Below are 14,613 nucleotides of genomic sequence, written 5' to 3' on the forward strand. Positions count from 1 at the left end.
TCGGCGGGTTACGGCGGGTTACGCGGGCTCGCTGAATACCACGCAGTCGTGCAGGCAGCCCTTCGCCGCAGAGGGGGAGTCGGCGTTGCGGTGCAGCAGCGCTCGAGTGGGCACCACCGAGAGCCGAACGGTGTCCTCGCCCGCGTCGGTGACCTCGGCCCGGCCGTCGACGATCAACGAGTAGCCGCCCGGCTCGCGCGGCGGCCACAGCAGCGTGACGTCGCTGCGGTTGGCGAGATTCTTGGTGGTGCGCCCGCCGATCAGCCCGACGTCGAGGACACCCCCACGCATCTCCGGCTCGACCGTCACGGTGTGGGCGCGGTAGTCGTCGCCGACGGTGATCAGGTAGGCGAACGGAAAGTCGCCCAGCGCCGCGGCCAGGCGTTTGAGGTCGACCTTCTTGGCGCTCATGACGTCGGTGCGGGTTGGTGGCCGCGGACCAGCCGGCCCGGCCGCGCCGACGTGGGCACGCCGTTCTCTGAAATGACCTCACCGGACACGATCGTCGCGACGTAGCCGTCGGCGGTCTGGTCGAGCCGCCGCCCGCCGGCCGGCAGGTCGTGGGTGACCACCGGCTTGTGCAGCCGCAGCCGCCCGTGGTCGATGACGTTGAGGTCGGCTTTGTAGCCGACGGCGATGCGCCCCCGGTCGCCAAGCCCGGCGACGCGGGCCGGCACCGATGTCAGCTCGCGGACAGCCTCGGCGACGGGCAGCCGGCCGGATGCCCGGTCGCGCGTCCAGTGGGTGAGCAGGTACGTGGAATAGCTTGCGTCGCAGATCATTCCGTAATGCGCCCCGCCGTCGCCCAGGCCCAGCACCACGTCGTCGCGGCGGATCAGCTCGCCGACGGTGTCCAGCGACGCGCCCTGGAAGTTGGCCATCGCACCGAGCAGGATGGCGTGGCCGTCGTCGTCGAGCAGCCGGTCGTAGGCCTCCGCCAGCGGCGAAACACCTCGCGCGCGTGCCCGGGCGGCGATGCTGTTCGCCGCGTCGGGCTCGTAGTCGGGATTGTCGCCGAGCGGGAAGATCCAGTCCCAGGCCTGCGCCAAATAGAACAGCGGATTCATCGCCGTCTCTGTCGGCTTGTCGGCCAGAATGCGGGCCCGCACCTCCGGCCGGCGCATCGTGGCGACCCGCTCCGCCAGCGGCAGCCCGGCGATCTCGCGGTAGCTGGGGTAGAGCATGAAGGGGTTGACGGTCAGGTCCAGGCCGATCATCAGCCCGATCGGCCGCGGCAAGACCTGTGCGGTGACCTCGCCGCCGGATCCGTTGGCCTTCTCGACCATCGTCACAGCGTCTTCCCACAGCGGGTCGCCGGCGTTGCCGACCACCAGCGTGAACGTGACCGGCAGCCCGACGTCGCTCGCGGCGTCGAACACCTGCTGCAACACCGGCTGATACCCGCCGGCCGGGATGTCGGGCACGAACTGAATCAACCCGCCGCCGCCGTCGGCGATGCCGCGGCCGATCTCGAGGATCTCGTCGTAGGCGGCGTTGTAGCTGGGAATCTGCCGGCCGCCCTCGGTGCGGTGGGTGGCCAGCCGCGACGACGCGAAGCCCAGCGCGCCGAGCTCGACGGCCTCCTTGGCCAGCGCCCGCATCTTGGCCAGATCCTCGGCGGTGGCAGGTTCGCGGTCGGCACCGCGCTGGCCCATCACGTAGACCCGCAGCGGCGAGTGCGGCAGATAGGCGGCCACGTCGATGTCCCGCCGGCCCGCGTCCAACGCGTCCATGTACTCACCGAAGGTCTCCCACGTCCAGGGCAGTCCGTCGGTCATCACGACACCGGGAATGTCCTCCACGCCGGCCATCACGTCGACCAGCACGTCGTGGTCAGCGGCGCGGCACGGCGCAAACCCGACGCCGCAGTTGCCCATCACCACCGTTGTCACGCCGTGCGCCGACGACGGGTTCAGCCGGTCCGACCAGATCGCCTGCCCGTCGTAGTGGGTGTGCAGGTCGACGAAGCCCGGCGTGACCAGCAGCCCGGTCGCGTCGATCTCCCGGGCCCCGCCCTCGGAAACCTCCCCGACGGCGGCGATGACGCCGTCGCGCACCCCGACGTCACCGACGTAGGGCTCACCTCCCAGCCCGTCGACGATGGTGCCGTTGCGGATGACGAGGTCGTAGGTCATCTAAATAATCTACGACCGTGTCGGTGGCACATGCCAGGCTCTAGGCCATGATCGATCACTTCGGTATCAACTGCGCCGACTACGCCAAAGCCCAACAGTTCTACGACCGGGTAGTCGGGGTGCTCGGCTACACGCGGCAGATGGATTTCGGCGAGGCCATCGGCTACGGCCGGGACGGCCACCCCACGTTTTGGATCGTCGACGGCGCCGACATGGGTCCCAACCGCGAAACTCATTTCGCTTTCCAGGCTGCCGACGCCGACGCGGTCAAGGCGTTCTACGACGCCGCGCTGGAGCTCGGCGCCGAGTCGTTGCACGCGCCGCGGCTGTGGCCCGAGTATCACCCCGGCTACTTCGGCGCGTTCGTGCGCGATCCCGACGGCAACAACGTCGAAGCGGTCTTCCACGGGGCGTAGCGTCGCCGATATGACCGAAAACGCTGCTGCCGCTCAAGAATTGCTCCGCGACGCGTTCACCCGGCTGATCGAGCACGTCGACGAGATCACCGACGGATTGACCGACGACGAGTCCAGATACCGGCCCAGCCCCAACGCCAACAGCATCGCCTGGCTGATCTGGCACAGCGCCCGGGTGCAGGACGTCCAGGTCGCCGACATCGCCGGTGTGGAGCAGGTGTGGACCCGCGACGGCTGGGTAGACCGCTTCGGGCTCGACCTGCCGCGCGACGACACCGGCTACGGGCACAGCCCCGAGGATGTGGCGAAGGTGCTGGCCCCTGCTGACCTGTTGGCCGGCTACTACCACGCCGTGCACAAGCTGACACTGGAGTACGTCGCAGGCATCACGGCCGAAGAGTTGGCCCGCGTCGTCGATACGCGTTGGGATCCGCCGGTGACCGCCAGCGTTCGGCTGGTCAGCGTCATCGACGACTGCGCCCAGCATCTCGGCCAGGCGGCATATGTGCTGGGAATCGCGCACCGGCGGACTTGACACCTGTCGAGCCCGGTTAGCATGGCGGCTATGACCGCCATCACAACTCACGAGTTCTCCGGCACCGGCACCGTCCTCAACCCAGCCACCGGCGCCGTAGCCGGCGAAGTGCATTGGACCGATCCGGCCGACGTGCCGGGCATCGCCGCGAAACTTCGTGCGGCGCAACGTGACTGGGAGCAGCGTGGCGCCAAGGGGCGCGCCAAGGCGCTGGCCGGCTTCGCGGTGTGGCTCGGCGAGCATCGCAGTGAGATCGAAGAGCTGCTGGTCAAGGAGACCGGCAAGTCCGCGGTCGACGCCGCACAAGAGGTGCCGCTGCTGATCATGATCTTGTCGTACGTCATCAAGACGATGGAAAAGGCGCTTGCCCCTGAAAGCCGGCCGGCCGCGCTGCCGTTCCTGGCGATCAAGAAGATCACCCTGCACTACCGGCCGCGGCCGGTGGTCGGGATCATCGCGCCGTGGAACTACCCGGTGGCCAACGCGATGATGGACGCCATCGGCGCGCTGGCCGCGGGGTGCTCGGTGCTGCTCAAGCCGTCCGAACGCACCCCGCTGACCGCCGAGGTGCTGCGGCGCGGCTGGCTGGAATCCGGCGCGCCCGACGTGCTGGCGCTGGCTCAGGGCGCCCGCGAGATCTCCGAAGCCGTGATCGACAACGTCGACTTCGTGCAGTTCACCGGCTCCACGCCCACCGGGCGCAAGGTGATGGAGCGTGCCGCCCGCCGGCTGACGCCGGTCAGCCTGGAGCTGGGCGGCAAGGACCCGATGATCGTGTGCGAGGACGCCGACATCGACCTGGCCGCCCACGCCGCGGTGTGGGGCGCGATGTTCAACGCCGGCCAGACCTGTGTCTCCGTCGAGCGGGTTTACGTGCTGGAGCCGGTCTACGACCAGTTCGTCGAGGCGGTGGTCCGCGACGTCAAGGCGCTGCAGGTCGGCGCCGGCGAGGGGCACTTCGGTGCGCTGATCGACGAGTCGCAGGTTGCCGTCGTCGAGCGGCACGTCGCCGACGCCAAAGCCAAGGGCGCCCGGGTGCTGACCGGCGGGGAACGCCCGGACGGCCCGGGTAGCTTCTACCCGCCGACCGTCCTGGTCGACGTCGACCACTCGATGGCCTGCATGACCGAGGAGACCTTCGGACCCACCCTGCCGATCATGAAAGTCGGCTCGGTCGCGGAAGCGATCCGGCTGGCCAACGACAGCGAGTACGGGCTGAGCGCGTCGGTGTTCTCCCGCGACGTCGAACGCGCCAAAGACATTGCACTGCAACTTGATTGCGGGGCAGCGAACATCAACGACGTGATCTCGAACCTGATGTGCACCACCGCGCCGATGGGCGGCTGGAAGGCGTCGGGCATCGGGGCGCGGTTCGGCGGCGCCGACGGGCTGCGCAAGTACTGCCGGGTGGAGACCGTCGTCGCGCCGCGCACCAACGTCGGCGCAGGCGGTAACTACTACCACAATTCGCTCAAAGCGCTGGCCCGGATGAACCGGATGATGACGAAGATGGCGCTGGCGCGTCCGCGTCGCACCGCCAAGCGGGGTTGATCGTCTAGTGCGGTTCGCGGCCACGGCGCTGTTGTGGCTTTTCACCACGGCGGCGCTGGCGGCGGCGGTGCCGATCGCGTGGGTGCAGCAGAACCTCGTCGACGCCGACGGCTACGCGGCGCTGACCCAGAAGGCGGCCGACGATCCAGCGTTGCAGTCCGCTGTCGCAGCGGAATTGAGCGCCAACGCAACGGCGCTGATCAGCCAGCGCGGCTCGGTCGTCGACCCGTCGACGGTGCACGACATCGCCACCGCCTACACCGCCGGCCCGTCCTTTCCGGCGCAGTTCGCGCAGGCCAGCCGGTTGGCGCACCAATGGATGTTCACCCGGCCCCGAACCCAATCCGACCCGTGGGTGGTTGACCTGGCACCGATGTTGGCGGACAGCGCTTTTCAGCAGATGCTGGCCGACTACCACGTGCGAGTACCCACGTCGCTGAATGTCCCATTGACAGTGACGCCGCCAAAGACGTTGCAGCCAGGCAAGTTACGGCCGGTGGCGATCTGGGGTCCGTGGGTGAGCATCGCCATGGCAGTGCTGACCGGAATCTGCGCGTTGCTGACCCTGGCCGTGGCGCGCAACCGCGGCCGGGCGCTGGCCGGCCTCGGTGTGTCGGCGCTGCTGGTGGGCGCCGCCGGCTGGGCGGGCGTCGAAATAGCGCGTCGCCGAATCGACGCCGCGCTCAACCACACCACCGGCGACGTTCGCCGCATCGCCGAGATCATGGTCGGCCATGCCGAAGCCGGTCTGCACCAATGGCTTGACCTCACCCTGGCTGCCGGCGGTGTGCTGGTGGCGCTGGGGGTGTTGGCCGCGATCTACGGCACGATGATGTGCGACGGGTCGGGGCGCAGCTCGGGCGGGGCCTGGCTGTAGTCGCCGAACGGGCCGTCGCGGCGCTCGATCGCGGACCGCACGCCCTCGGTGGCGGCGGTGCGAATGAACTCGAGAGCCTCCGGTGTGTTGCGCATCAGCCCGTCGAGGATGCCGCCGAGCATCTGGGTGGTCGCCAAACCCATGTTCTCGTAGGCCTGGTTGACGATCAGCTTCTGAGCGCGCAACTGCGACAACGGAATTCGCGACAGCTCTAAAGCGATCTCCGCGACGCGGGCCTCCAGCCGCTCGAACGGCACCGCCTCGTTGATCAGCTCGACCTCGGCGGCCTGCGCCCCGGTCAGCGGCCGGCCGGTCAGCGAATGCCACTTGACCTTGGCCAGGCTGAGCTGGTACAGCCACATGCCGGTCAGGTAGGCGCCCCACATCCGGCTGTACGGGGTGCCGATCACGGCGTCCTCGCTCGCGATCACCAGGTCGGCGCACAACGCGTAATCGCTTGCGCCGCCTACACACCAGCCGTGCACCTGTGCGATCACCGGCTTGGACGCCCGCCAGATCGCCATGAACTTCTGCGTCGGCCCGGTTTCACGGGCGGTGACCATCGCGAAATCCTTGCCCGGATCCCAGCGGCCGTCGGTCATCATGGCCTCGCCCCACTGCTGAAAGCCGCCGCCGAAGTCATAGCCGCCGGAGAACGCCCGCCCCGCGCCGCGCAACACGATCACCTTGACGTCCGGGTCGCGTTCGGCGAGCCCGACCGCGGCCTCGATCTCGTCGGGCATCGGCGGCACGATCGTGTTGAGCTGCTCGGGACGGTTCAACGTGATCGTGGCGACCGGGCCGGCCGTGCTGTACAGCAACGTCTCGAATTCAGGCATAGCCGAAGCGAAGTCGCCCCAGGGTGGAGGTGTCAAGGCCCGCAGTTTCCTCACCGTTATCTTAAAATCCTTACGATTCTCTTAATTATTATGTAGGGTGAGCTGGCATGGCAGACCGGTTCGACGTGGCGATAGTCGGTGCACGATGTGCGGGATCCCCGCTGGCGACGATGCTGGCGCGGCAGGGCTTGAGGGTCTGCATGCTCGACCGGGCGCATTTTCCGTCCGAGACGCCGTCGACGCACATGATCCAGCCCTGCGGTGTGCAGGTCCTGGATCAGCTCGGGCTGCTCGACGGGATCCTGGCCGCCGGTGCGGTACCACTCGACCGACTTTCGCTGGTCAACGACGACGTTCGGATCGAGGCTACGGTCGATGAAGAGTTGTCCGCGCACCCCGCGTTGTGTGTCCGCCGCTTGACCATGGACGAGCGGCTGGTCGACGCCGCCGGCGCGGCCGGCGCCGAGGTGCGCACCGGTTCGCGGGTCACCCAGCTGATCGCGGACGACGGCCGGGTGACCGGTGTGCAGACATCCACGGGGCTCGTGTACGCGCAGTTGGTGGTAGGCGCCGACGGCCGTCACTCGACGGTCGCGTCGTGCGTCGGCGCGCGCGAGTACCACCGCACATCGCCCGGAAAGCTCTACGCCTGGGCGTATTTCGAAGGCGTCGGCGACCGGGAAGGCCACGCGCGGCTCGGCCGGCAGGGCGCCGTCGGCTTCCTTGCCGGACCCACCGACGGGGATCTGTACATGGCGGCACTAGGGATCGACATGCCCGAGCAAGCTGGATTCGACGCCGACCGCGACAATGGCTTTGCCGCGCGGATTCAGTTGTGGCCCGAGCTGGCGGATCTCCTTACGGGCGCGCGGCGCGTCGGCCCGATCCGGGTAGTTGCCAACTGGCACGGCTATTTCCGGCAGTCCGCCGGTCCCGGATGGGTGCTGGTCGGCGACGCCGGACACTTCAAGGATCCGGCGCCCGGCCAAGGCATCGCCGACGCGTTCCGTCAGGCCGGCAAGCTCGCGGCGGCCGTCGTCGACGGGCTCGGCAACGACAGCCCGGATGCGGCCCTACACAAATGGTGGCGCTGGCGCGACCACGACGCCTACGAAATGTATTGGTACGCGCGCGAAACGGGCGCTCCCGGAGTCACGTCGCCGTTGACTAGACGGATGCTGCGCGAGATCGCCGCCGACGCGGAGGCCACCCGAGCGCTGCTAGGGATCTTGAACCACCAGGTTCGCCCGTCGCAGCTGTTCACGCCGGCAAGGCTCGCCCGCGCCGCGGCACGGACATTTCTCGATGAACCCCGCCAGATAGTGGCAACCGTCAAAGAGATCGTCAGCGCAGCGAAGCGAAACGCGCGACAAGGGCGGCAACGACGGCTGCGCCCGCCGGGTATGGCGGATATGGCCTGGGAACGACGGTAACCGCGACGTCGGGCAAGATGTGTCCTCGTGGAACCGGGCAATCGGGTGTATCGGCTGCTGATGCGAATGCTGTCGCTGCGGACCATCGTCGTGGTCGGTGCGCTGTCGGTGATCGCTCTTGTCCTGACGCTCGGCGCGTGGGTGTGGTTCGGCGTCACCAACGATCAGCACAGCCAGTTGGACCGGCGGCTGGACTCGGTGAGCAGCCTCGGCGACATCAGCACATTGCTGAGCAACCCGGACCAGCCCACCGCGAACGGTGATCTGGTGCGCACCGCGCGGATCGGCCCCATGACCGTGTCGGTGCCCAGCAACATCGTCTTGCCGAAGCTCGACAACGGCTTTGCCAATACGACCATCAACGGTGTCGAGTACCGGGTCCGCACCTTCAACGCCGGCCACGCCTCGATTGCGCTCGGGGCGCCGCTGGCCGAAGCGCAGCATCGGATCAACGAGCTGCACCTGCGGGTGCTGTTGATCTGCGGGAGCGTCATTGTCGGCACGATTGCGGCCGCCTGGGTCATCTCGCTGATCATGGTCAATCCCTTCCGCCTGTTGGCCCAGCAGGCGCGTGCCATCAACGCCCAGTCCAACCCCGACGAAGTTCAGGTCCGCGGCGTGCAAGAGGCGGTGGAGATCGCCGAAGCCGTCGAGGGAATGCTGGACCGCATCGGCAACGAACAACAGCGCACCAAGGCGGCATTGGAGTCGGCCCGCGACTTTGCCGCCGTCGCCTCGCACGAACTGCGCACGCCGTTGACGGCGATGCGCACCAACCTGGAGGTGCTCTCGACGCTCGAGCTGCCCGCCGAGCAGCGCAAGGAAGTGATCGGCGACGTCATGCGCACCCAAAGCCGGATCGAAGCGACGCTGAGCGCGCTGGAACGGTTGGCGCAGAGTGAACTGACCACGGTCGACGACTTCGTCCCGTTCGACATCACCGAGCTGTTGGATCGCGCCGCGCACGATGCGCTTCGCGTCTACCCCAACGTGAACGTCTCGTTGGTGCCGTCGCCCACCGTGCTGATGGTGGGGCTCCCGGTCGGGCTGCGGCTGGTGGTCGACAACGCCATCGCCAACGCCGTCAAGCACGGCGGCGCCACCGAAATCCTGCTCAGCGCAACAAGTTCCGCCTATGGTGTGGAGCTCATCATTGACGACAACGGCAGCGGTGTGCCGGAGGAGGAACGCGCCACCGTCTTCGAGCGGTTCTCCCGCGGGTCGACGGCATCCCGGTCGGGCTCGGGACTGGGGCTGGCGCTGGTCGCCCAGCAAGCCGAGTTGCACGGCGGCACAGCGTCATTGGGCGAAAGCCCCATGGGCGGAGCCCGGCTGCGGCTGCGACTTCCCGGTACCCACAACGGCTAGGGCTAGGATGACCCGCCATGGATGAGATTGCGGAGATCAGCGGCATCGGCAAGGTCGGCCTGCTCAGCATCGGGGCGTACCGGCCGGACCGTGTGGTCACCAATCACGAGATCTGCGAAAACATCGATTCGTCCGATGAGTGGATCTACACCCGCACCGGGATAAAGACCCGGCGATTCGCCGGCGACGACGAATCTGCGGCGTCCATGGCGACCGAAGCCGGGCGTCGGGCCATCGCGAACGCGTTGCTCACCGGCGCCGAAATCGACGCCGTGATCGTTGCGACCAACACGCATTTCCTGCAAACGCCGGCGTCGGCTCCGACGGTCGCATCCGCGGTGGACGCTCACGGAGTCCCGGCATTCGACATCAACGTCGGCTGTGCCGGCTTCGGGTACGCACTCGGCGTCGGGGCCGACATGGTGCGGGCCGGCAGTGCCGGCAAGGTGCTTGTCATCGGTTCGGAGAAACTGTCCCCGACGCTGGACATGCATGATCGCGGCAACTGCTTCATCTTCGGCGACGGTGCCGGGGCGGTTGTCGTCGGCGAGACGCCCGAGCAAGGCATTGGACCGACTGTATGGGGCAGCGACGGCCGGCAAAGCGATGCGGTGCGTCAAGACATCGACTGGATCGACTACACCGAAAACCCCTCTGGCGCACGCCCATTTCTGCGGATGGAGGGCACCGCGGTATTTCGTTGGGCCGCTTTCGAGATGACCAAGGTCTGCCAGCGAGCGCTGGAGGCGGCGAAGGTGAGCACCGATGAGTTGAAAGTTTTTGTGCCGCATCAGGCCAACAGCCGGATCAACGAGCTCCTCGCCAAGAATCTGAAACTGGCGCCACATGTGGTGGTGGCCAACGACATTGTGCATACTGGCAACACGTCTGCTGCCTCGGTTCCGTTGGCCATGGAGGAACTGCTGTCGACCGGCGCTGCTCAACCCGGCGACGTGGCCCTGCTGCTGGGCTACGGCGCCGGTCTGAGCTACGCAGCGCAAGTGGTGAAGATGCCGCCGGTCCCGTTCGAGTGACGAGGGTAGAGGATCGCGATGAGGATCAACTTCACGCCAAACCCACAGCTTTACCCGTTTACCTCGCAATGGTTTGACAGCTCACGCGGGCGGGTGCACTACCTCGACGAGGGCGCCGGGCCGCCGATCCTGTTGTGTCACGGCAACCCGACGTGGAGCTTTCTCTACCGCGGGATCATGACGCGCCTCCGGGACAAGTTCCGTTGTGTGGCCGTGGATTATCTCGGATTCGGACTGTCCGACCGTCCGACGGGATTCGGCTACACGATCGAAGAGCACGCCCAAGTGGTAGGCGAGCTGGTAGATCACCTCGGACTTGATGGCTTTCTGACGGTGGGCCAGGACTGGGGCGGACCGGTCAGCATGGCTGTCGGTACGGCGCGGGCAGATCGGGTGCGCGGCGTCGTGCTGGGGAACACCTGGTTCTGGCCCGCGGCCGACGTCTCAACCAAAGCCTTCAGCAGGATCATGGGCAGCTGGCCGCTGCAGTGGGCGATCCTGCATCGAAACTTCTTCGTGGAGCGGCTGATTCCGGCGGGCAGCGCGACGCGTCTCAGCGAGGAAGTCATGGACCACTACCGCGGAGTGCAACCGAGCCCGGAGGCCCGCAAGGGGGTGGCAAGAATGCCCAAGGAAATCCTTGCGGCATCACCGCTGTTGGGGCGTCTCGCGGCCGACGTGCCCGCGAAGCTGGGGTCGAAGCCGGCCTTGTTGGTATGGGGCATGAAGGATTTGGCTTTCAAGCCGGGCAGTAACCTTCCGCGCATGCGCGCGACGTTCTCCGACCACGTTGTCGTCGAGCTGCCCGACGCCAAGCACTTCATCCAGGAAGATGCGCCCGACCGCATCGCCGACGCGATCGTCGAGCGGTTCGGCTAAGTCCATCTCAAGGTGCTCGGACGGGCCGGCCCTGTCCGCGAGTAGCCTCAGGCCATGACGCGAATCCTCCAGACGCAGGTCTGTGTGGCGGGTGGTGGTCCCGCCGGTTTGGTTCACGCTCTGCTGCTCGCCCGCGCAGGCATCAAGGTCGTTGTCTTGGAGAAGCACAACGACTTCCTGCGCGACTTCCGTGGCGACACCGTGCATCCGACCACGCTGCGGATCATGGACGAGCTGGGTCTGATCGACGAGTTTCTACGGCTGCCGCACACCAAGATCAACCGCGTCGCCTTCGACGCCGACGGCTCCATTCGCACCTTCGGGAACTTCCGTGCGCTCAAATGGCTCGGCTTCAAACAGCCCTATATCGCGCTGATGCCGCAATGGGATTTTCTGGACTTCCTGGCCGAAAAGGCTTCTGCCTATCCGGAATTCACGTTGATTCGCAACGCCGAGGTCACAGACCTGATCTTCGACGACGATCGGGTCGCCGGGTTGCGCACACCGGAACTGGAGGTGCGTGCCGAGCTGGTGGTGGGCGCCGACGGGCGCAAGTCGGCGGTGCGTGCTGCGGCGGGTCTGGAAATCGCGAGGGCGCATTCCCCGATGGATGTGCTGTGGTTCAGGCTGAAATGGCGCCCGGGGGATCCCGAGGAGCTGTTCGGCGTGATCCGTAAGGGCCTCCTGATGGCCATGATCTACCGGAGTGATTACTGGCAGGTCGCGTATCTGATGCCGAAGGGGTTGAATCCCCGGGACGGCTCGCTGGAGGAATTCAAAGAGCGCCTGGTGTCCGCGCAACCCCGGCTCCGCGAACACGTCGACGACCTACGCTCCTGGGACGACACCAGCCAGCTCGACGTGCGTGTGGACCGGCTCAAGACTTGGTGGCGGCCCGGCCTTCTGTGCATTGGCGATGCCGCACACGCCATGTCGCCAGCCGGTGGGATCGGCATCAATCTCGCCGTTGCCGATGCGGTGGCCGCGGCGAACATCCTTCACGCCCCGCTGCGCGATGGTCGAGTGACCGATGCCGACCTCGCCAAGGTGCAGCGCCGCCGGCAGCTGCCCACCCGGATCATCCAGGCAGGGCAGGTGTTGCTGCAGGATGCGGCGATCGAGCCAAATTTGAACGGTGACCTATCGCCGATCCGTATCCCGGCGATCGTCGGCCGGGGGCCGCTGCAGTTCATTCCGCCGATCGTGGTCGGGCGGGGTTTCCGCCCTGAGCATGTCCGCACTCCCGACGTCCACGCTGGTTAGTGCGCGACGACGAGCTCCCCGAGGCTGGCGACGGCGGCACCCACTCCACCGATGTAGGCCTTGGCGATGTCGCGGGTGGATACATCGCCGCGTTTGGGTAGCGATGACAGCCATTTGGCATACACCCGCACCGGGCACGGCATCCACGCGCCGATACGACGGCTTGGCCGGCGGACCCAACCGATGTCGCTCACGACCGCGCAGCCGTCGAGCAACCGCACATAGCTCATCCCGAGGCGCGTGTCGGCCCACAGCGCGCCCGCTGTGATGCGCTCGAAGGCCGGCCCGAATTGGTAGAGCAACCGCATCCGGCTTCGTGTTCGTCGCGCCTGATCGACCAGCGGTGCAAAGACCCGTGTGTAATCGTCTGCCGTCACTGTCCCGACGGCCTCCATAGCCTGAATATCGTCGGGCATGCCCGTAAGTTCTTTGAGCACGAATCCAGTCTCGTCGTAGACGGGGATTTTGTGAACTCCTACGGGGGTATTGCTTAATGGATGGACAGAACAAACCAATCCGCTGCCGCCGCACGATGAAATCCGGGGTTCCCCTCAGCCCGGAGGATGTCGGCTGCGAACTGCCGCCGTTGCGCTCAATCGAATTCCCTGGCGGTATGGGGCAGGCCATGGTGCGCGTCGCGGCGGGCGCAAACCCCGTGCTACTACTGCACGGGTGGGCGATCACCGCGGACTTCAACTTCTGCCATGTGATGAGCCCGCTTGCGCAGCGTTTCGGGGTTGTCGTCATGGATTTGCGCGGACACGGTCGCGGCCTACCGCTGTCGCGGACCGAACGGTTCGGCATCACCCAGTGCGCCGACGATGCCGCCGCGCTGCTCGATGCGCTAGATCTCGACCGGGTCGTTGTCTGCGGCTATTCGTTAGGTGGGCCGGTCGCACTGGAATTCGCGCGCCGCCACCGTCGTCGCATCGCCGGACTGATCCTGCAGGCAACCGCCTTGTCCTTCGACACCCCAGGCGACCGGATCAGCCGCGTCGCGCTGCGGGCGTTGCGCCCGTTGGCTGATCGCAGCCGCGGCGTTGGCCGGTCATTGCCGCTGCGCTATTTCAACCGCATGCGCGGTGTCCATCCGAACACGAGCTCGTGGTGGCCATGGCTGCGCGGCGAGCTCGTGTTGTGCCGCCCGCGCGTGATCGTCGATGCGATTCTCGACGAATACGCCTTCGACTTTCGCCCGCATGCGCCGACCATCGCCGGGGTGCCCACCGTAGTGGTCGTCACCGCCCGCGACCGAGCGGTGCCGGCCCGCGACCAACGTCTCATGGCCAAACTGCTTGACGCCACGGTGATCGAGATCGACGCCGACCACGACGTATTTCTCGCCGATCCGGACGCCTACATCGACGCGACTGTCTCGGCTATCGACCGGCTGCGCTGCGAAACGTGATTTTTCAGTTTCAGTTGGGCGGGCCGCTTTCGATGAGCCGGAGTACTTGGTCGGTACGGTGGCCGGGCCAGAAGGCATGCATCGCCCATGTCGCTCCGGCACTCTGGAAGTTGTCGAGGTCGGTGTCGCGGCGGGCCACGATCGCGACATCGAAACCGTCGATGCCGCCGCGGATCTCGGCGACGGCTTCGAAAATGCGCTGGACGTCGGCGGGCTTGGCGTGGAGAGGAAAGAGTCCGTCGTAGTGGGCAGCTCGCGCGACTGGTGACCCACTGACGCGCTCGGTGCCGAACCAAATCGGGATTCGCGGCTGCTGAACCGGGCCGGGAATTGCACGCACACCGTCAAGGATGACCTCGTGCGTGTAATTCACCGTTACGCCGGACCACAAGTCGACTAACGCCTTGGTCCCGACCTCGAGCATGCGAGCACGCTGACGCGGATCGGTAACCTCGCCGAATGCTGACAGCTCGCGGCCCGTGTCGATACCGATGCCCAGTCCCAGGATCAGTCGACCGTCGCTGAGGCGATCCAGGGTGACGGTTTCGCGTGCCACTTTGATGATTCTGCGGCGCGGCAGAGGGGTGACCATGGGGCCTAACCGGATGCGCGAAGTCACAGTGGCTCCGCCGGCCAAGGCAATCCAAGGATCTGCGATCGCCCACTCGCCAGGGACCGGACTGAGGACGTGGTCCCAGACGAAAAGCCCGTCCCATCCGTGCGTTTCGGCCGCAAGCGCGATATCGACTAAAGCCCGAGGATCAGCAAGGTCTCCAAACAATGGCAGATAGATCGCGTGGCGCACGAAGCCGACCGTAGCCTGCGCGCCGAATCGCCGTATCAGCAACCGACCGGGGCGGATCGGTGGCGGCGGC

Annotated in this window: 15 protein-coding genes; 10 read left to right on the forward strand and 5 right to left on the reverse strand. The window is 66.8% G+C overall.

The features are described from left to right. Positions 1–18: 18 nt before the first annotated feature. Both AWB95_RS00460 and AWB95_RS00465 read right to left on the reverse strand, forming a co-directional pair. A complete protein-coding gene (locus AWB95_RS00460) occupies positions 19–411 on the reverse strand; it encodes a hypothetical protein (protein ID WP_062538797.1) in 393 nt (130 codons plus the stop codon). Next, positions 408–2,135: an N-acyl-D-amino-acid deacylase family protein gene (locus tag AWB95_RS00465; RefSeq protein ID WP_062538796.1), complete on the reverse strand. Its 1,728-nt coding sequence runs from the start codon at positions 2,133–2,135 to the stop codon at positions 408–410. The genes AWB95_RS00460 and AWB95_RS00465 overlap by 4 nt, the downstream gene beginning before the upstream one ends. A gap of 47 nt (positions 2,136–2,182) precedes the next feature. Between AWB95_RS00465 and AWB95_RS00470 the strand changes: the two genes are divergently transcribed. From AWB95_RS00470 to AWB95_RS00485, 4 genes are read left to right on the forward strand one after another with little or no spacing between them, the layout of a single operon-like run. After that, complete coding sequence (locus AWB95_RS00470) at positions 2,183–2,551, forward strand: VOC family protein (protein WP_062538795.1); 369 nt, start codon at positions 2,183–2,185, stop codon at positions 2,549–2,551. A 10-nt stretch (positions 2,552–2,561) separates the two neighbouring features. Then, positions 2,562–3,086 (forward strand): mycothiol transferase, encoded by a 525-nt coding sequence (locus AWB95_RS00475; RefSeq protein WP_062538794.1) that lies wholly within the window; start codon positions 2,562–2,564, stop codon positions 3,084–3,086. A 21-nt stretch (positions 3,087–3,107) separates the two neighbouring features. Continuing rightward, positions 3,108–4,637, forward strand: coding sequence for an aldehyde dehydrogenase family protein (locus AWB95_RS00480; RefSeq protein ID WP_099539556.1), 1,530 nt, complete (start codon positions 3,108–3,110; stop codon positions 4,635–4,637). A gap of 7 nt (positions 4,638–4,644) precedes the next feature. Next, positions 4,645–5,514: a hypothetical protein gene (locus AWB95_RS00485; RefSeq protein ID WP_085167399.1), complete on the forward strand. Its 870-nt coding sequence runs from the start codon at positions 4,645–4,647 to the stop codon at positions 5,512–5,514. On the opposite strand, the gene AWB95_RS00490 is transcribed toward AWB95_RS00485, so the two are convergent. Then, on the reverse strand, positions 5,457–6,353 hold the full coding sequence (locus AWB95_RS00490) for a crotonase/enoyl-CoA hydratase family protein (RefSeq protein ID WP_085167401.1): 897 nt from the start codon (positions 6,351–6,353) through the stop codon (positions 5,457–5,459). The two genes, AWB95_RS00485 and AWB95_RS00490, sit on opposite strands and share 58 nt — an antisense overlap. Positions 6,354–6,460: 107 nt before the next feature. Here AWB95_RS00490 and AWB95_RS00495 point away from each other — a divergent pair, with 107 nt between their 5' ends. The 5 genes from AWB95_RS00495 to AWB95_RS00515 are packed head-to-tail and all read left to right on the forward strand — an operon-like array spanning position 6,461 to position 12,330. Further along, entirely contained in the window at positions 6,461–7,786 is a 1,326-nt protein-coding gene (locus AWB95_RS00495) for an NAD(P)/FAD-dependent oxidoreductase (RefSeq protein ID WP_085167403.1), read from the forward strand. 60 nt (positions 7,787–7,846) lie between these two features. Continuing rightward, positions 7,847–9,154 carry a sensor histidine kinase gene (locus AWB95_RS00500; RefSeq protein ID WP_085167415.1) on the forward strand — a complete coding sequence of 436 codons (1,308 nt, stop codon included), beginning with the start codon at positions 7,847–7,849 and terminating at the stop codon, positions 9,152–9,154. Between the two features lie 17 nt (positions 9,155–9,171). Then, positions 9,172–10,188 carry a beta-ketoacyl-ACP synthase III gene (locus tag AWB95_RS00505; protein WP_085167406.1) on the forward strand — a complete coding sequence of 339 codons (1,017 nt, stop codon included), beginning with the start codon at positions 9,172–9,174 and terminating at the stop codon, positions 10,186–10,188. A gap of 18 nt (positions 10,189–10,206) precedes the next feature. After that, positions 10,207–11,067, forward strand: a complete 861-nt coding sequence (locus AWB95_RS00510; RefSeq protein WP_085167408.1) for a haloalkane dehalogenase — start codon at positions 10,207–10,209, stop codon at positions 11,065–11,067. 54 nt (positions 11,068–11,121) lie between these two features. Then, the gene (locus AWB95_RS00515) at positions 11,122–12,330 is read left to right on the forward strand and encodes an FAD-dependent oxidoreductase (RefSeq protein ID WP_085167410.1); all 1,209 of its coding nucleotides are present in this window, start codon (positions 11,122–11,124) and stop codon (positions 12,328–12,330) included. Here AWB95_RS00515 and AWB95_RS00520 read toward each other — a convergent pair. After that, on the reverse strand, positions 12,327–12,767 hold the full coding sequence (locus AWB95_RS00520) for a SpoIIAA family protein (RefSeq protein WP_062541927.1): 441 nt from the start codon (positions 12,765–12,767) through the stop codon (positions 12,327–12,329). The genes AWB95_RS00515 and AWB95_RS00520 overlap by 4 nt on opposite strands. A 176-nt stretch (positions 12,768–12,943) precedes the next feature. On the opposite strand from AWB95_RS00520, the gene AWB95_RS00525 reads away from it, so the two are divergent. Beyond that, positions 12,944–13,738, forward strand: coding sequence for an alpha/beta fold hydrolase (locus AWB95_RS00525; protein ID WP_157011784.1), 795 nt, complete (start codon positions 12,944–12,946; stop codon positions 13,736–13,738). 10 nt (positions 13,739–13,748) lie between these two features. On the opposite strand, the gene AWB95_RS00530 is transcribed toward AWB95_RS00525, so the two are convergent. Further along, entirely contained in the window at positions 13,749–14,543 is a 795-nt protein-coding gene (locus tag AWB95_RS00530; RefSeq protein WP_085167417.1) for an LLM class flavin-dependent oxidoreductase, read from the reverse strand. Between the last annotated feature and the right edge of the window lie 70 nt (positions 14,544–14,613).

Source organism: Mycobacterium celatum (assembly GCF_002101595.1).
Classification (GTDB): Bacteria; Actinomycetota; Actinomycetes; order Mycobacteriales; family Mycobacteriaceae; genus Mycobacterium; species Mycobacterium celatum.

Coding starts and splice junctions, on each gene's coding strand:
- AWB95_RS00465 (WP_062538796.1), bottom strand. CDS start 2,135: ATGACCTACGACCTCGTCATCCGCAACGGCACCATCGTCGACGGGCTG.
- AWB95_RS00470 (WP_062538795.1), top strand. CDS start 2,183: ATGATCGATCACTTCGGTATCAACTGCGCCGACTACGCCAAAGCCCAA.
- AWB95_RS00495 (WP_085167403.1), top strand. CDS start 6,461: ATGGCAGACCGGTTCGACGTGGCGATAGTCGGTGCACGATGTGCGGGA.
- AWB95_RS00525 (WP_157011784.1), top strand. CDS start 12,944: ATGGGGCAGGCCATGGTGCGCGTCGCGGCGGGCGCAAACCCCGTGCTA.
- AWB95_RS00505 (WP_085167406.1), top strand. CDS start 9,172: ATGGATGAGATTGCGGAGATCAGCGGCATCGGCAAGGTCGGCCTGCTC.
- AWB95_RS00510 (WP_085167408.1), top strand. CDS start 10,207: ATGAGGATCAACTTCACGCCAAACCCACAGCTTTACCCGTTTACCTCG.
- AWB95_RS00490 (WP_085167401.1), bottom strand. CDS start 6,353: ATGCCTGAATTCGAGACGTTGCTGTACAGCACGGCCGGCCCGGTCGCC.
- AWB95_RS00475 (WP_062538794.1), top strand. CDS start 2,562: ATGACCGAAAACGCTGCTGCCGCTCAAGAATTGCTCCGCGACGCGTTC.
- AWB95_RS00480 (WP_099539556.1), top strand. CDS start 3,108: ATGGCGGCTATGACCGCCATCACAACTCACGAGTTCTCCGGCACCGGC.
- AWB95_RS00515 (WP_085167410.1), top strand. CDS start 11,122: ATGACGCGAATCCTCCAGACGCAGGTCTGTGTGGCGGGTGGTGGTCCC.
- AWB95_RS00460 (WP_062538797.1), bottom strand. CDS start 411: ATGAGCGCCAAGAAGGTCGACCTCAAACGCCTGGCCGCGGCGCTGGGC.
- AWB95_RS00500 (WP_085167415.1), top strand. CDS start 7,847: ATGCGAATGCTGTCGCTGCGGACCATCGTCGTGGTCGGTGCGCTGTCG.